Source organism: Rhodonellum psychrophilum GCM71 = DSM 17998 (genome assembly GCF_000381545.1).
Taxonomy (GTDB): Bacteria; Bacteroidota; Bacteroidia; order Cytophagales; family Cyclobacteriaceae; genus Rhodonellum; species Rhodonellum psychrophilum.
This window is the reverse complement of sequence record NZ_KB906693.1, coordinates 86,269-88,983: the sequence shown is the minus strand read 5'-3', so window position 1 is coordinate 88,983 and position 2,715 is coordinate 86,269. Positions and strand designations below refer to the sequence as shown.

Below are 2,715 nucleotides of genomic sequence, written 5' to 3'. Positions count from 1 at the left end.
CAGCGTACTGTTTTGGTGAAGTCCAAAATAACAAACCAACAACTGGTTGAGAGGCGTTTTTTGGCTAGAATTGAATTGGTCATGCGCAATACGGATTAAACCTCCCAAATGCCCATTCCAATCAAAATCGGAGAACTATCTCTTTTTTCCTGTGATGGAACCCAATATACCTCTGGCCAATTCCCTGAAAAGCGTTCTTCCCATCTGTCTTACCATCGTGTTTTTGCTCAAATCCTCAAACATACTGGCCTCCTTGGCGGGTCTTCCTGCTCTTGTAGCAGGAACCTTGGCAACTGGTTTTGACACCGCTGCCGCTTCTTCTGCTCGGGATATTTTCTTTTCCAGGATATCAAAAGCACTTTCACGGTCGATTTCGGCATTGTATTTTTTCACCAAGCTCGAGGCATTCACCAGCTGGTTGATTTCGCTGGAATCCAAAATATCCATGCGTGAAATGGGTGCCCGTAAAAGGGTGTGCACTAGCGGAGTAGGAATTCCCTTTTCACTCAAAGCAGTAACCAATGCTTCTCCAATTCCCATCGAAGTGAGTACCTCCGAGGTTTTGTAGAAAGGAGATATGGGATAATTCTCAGCGGTTTTGACAATGGCCTTTCTGTCCTTGGCCGTAAAGGCACGAAGCGAATGCTGCACTTTCAATCCCAATTGACCCAATACATTGTCCGGAACGTCTGTTGGGGATTGGGTACAAAAGAAGACCCCTACTCCCTTGGAGCGAATCAGCTTGACGATGGATTCAATCTTGTTGATCAAATCCTTGCTGGCATGGGAAAACACCAAATGGGCTTCATCAATAAAAAGACAAAGTTTGGGTTTATCCGAATCACCTTGCTCCGGAAAGGTTTCGTAGATCTCCGAAAGCAAGCTCAACATAAAGGTGGAGAAGAGTTTAGGACGGTTTTGAATATCGGTCAAACGGATAATGGAAATCAAACCCTTACCATCCTTTGTTCTGACAAAATCCTCTACATCAAATGACCGCTCCCCAAAAAAGCTTTCCGCTCCTTGCTGCTCCAACTCAATGATTTTACGCATGATCGTATTGACCGAGGCGGAGGATATCCCACCAAATTCCTTGGTAATGTCCTCTTTTCCCTCATTCATAATGTATTGAAGTACTTTCTTGAGGTCTTTGAGGTCCAACAAGGGCATGTGGTGGGTATCACAAAACCTGAAAACCAAAGAAATCACACCCCCTTGGGTAGCGTTCAAATCCATGATCTGAGACATCAGGACTGGGCCAAATTCAGAAACAGTGGCCCTCATCCTTACTCCTTTCTCTTGGCTGATGGACATCAACTCCACAGGTAAGCCCATGGGATCATACGCCAATCCTATCATGGCCATCCGCTTTTCGATGAAAGCATTTTTTTCCCCTGGCATAGCCAAACCCGATAGGTCTCCCTTTAAATCCATCAATACCGAGGGGACACCCTTGAGAGACAATTGCTCCGCAATCACCTGAAGTGTTTTGGTCTTTCCCGTGCCGGTTGCACCAGCAATCAATCCATGGCGGTTGAGCGTTTTGAGAGGAATTTTTACATGCGTTTCATGGACAGGTTCGAGATCCAAGATTCCTGTTCCCAATACGATATAGTCATTTTTAAAAGTATACCCTTGCTCAATGTGTGATTTAAACAGTTCTGTATTGCTCATTTGAAAGGTTCAATAGTTTAGTATACAATCTAAATTAAAAAACCTGAATACGTAAAGATGAATTGAGGTTTTTTTTAATGAGAGCGACAATTTGTGAGTGGGTCACAACAGATTCTGGTATTCAATCCCATCCGCGTTAACGCATTACCTGACTATGAAAAATCTAATTTCAATACATATATTTTTTGATAGCGTTTTTCGGTCAAAAAGGAAGTAAGGGTTTCAAATTTAAATACCATAAGTGAAATCCGTGGGAATATGGAAGGCATAGTTGTTTTCTTGGGCTAAAGAAAAAGATTGAATCCCGAAGGTTTTTCGCCAAAGCAGGTAGTTATCATTAATCGCAATTTTCTTTCTTTGTCCCTTTTTGCTTGATCAAAAAGGAACCAAAAAATCAAGGCTGATATCTCTTCTTCAAATTGGGACGGGAATTCTTAACTTTATTGATTCCCTTCCAATTTGATTTTTGTCTGGCTTCTGAGAGCTAAAAATGAGTGGATCTCACTCGGTAAACCTTCGTGAGCTAACTCATTTTCTTCACGCTCTCCGATGCCTGCCAAAAACCGCAGATATATAGGCCGTCCTTTCATCCGGCGGAAGTTTGGTGCGATGATAACGTTTCCTTCCGGTTAACCGTGGTCTGTGTCCTCACAGACCACACCTTCCTTGCCGGCCCGGTCCAATTTCCTCATCCCTCGTCCTTAGCAAGTCTAGTGGTAATTACCCTGTAAGCTATGAACAGTAGCTACCCAAACTTCATTAATGGTATTCCCTATCAAAAGACTCCTCACGAAAAAGGGCAGCGCCCTGACATATTGGTAGACAAGGGTTTTAACCCTTGGATAAATGATGTCGAGTGATCCATTTTCTTTGGCTAAAGAAAAAGATTGAATCCCGAAGGTTTTTCGCTAAAGCAGGTAGTTGTCATTAATCGCAATTTTTTTTCCTTTGTCCCTTTTTGCTTGATCAAAAAGGAACCAAAAAATCAAGGCTGATATCTCTTCTTCAAATTGGGACGGGAATTCTTCACTTTATTGATTC

1 protein-coding gene is annotated in these 2,715 nt (G+C 42.7%); it reads right to left on the bottom strand.

Annotated features, from left to right (window positions below; genetic code table 11):
* Nucleotides 1-135 precede the first annotated feature (135 nt).
* Nucleotides 136-1,674 (bottom strand): helicase HerA-like domain-containing protein, encoded by a 1,539-nt coding sequence (locus tag F824_RS0122385; protein WP_019600180.1) that lies wholly within the window; start codon nucleotides 1,672-1,674, stop codon nucleotides 136-138.
* Nucleotides 1,675-2,715: the final 1,041 nt, after the last annotated feature.

Coding starts and splice junctions, on each gene's coding strand:
- F824_RS0122385 (WP_019600180.1), bottom strand. CDS start 1,674: ATGAGCAATACAGAACTGTTTAAATCACACATTGAGCAAGGGTATACT.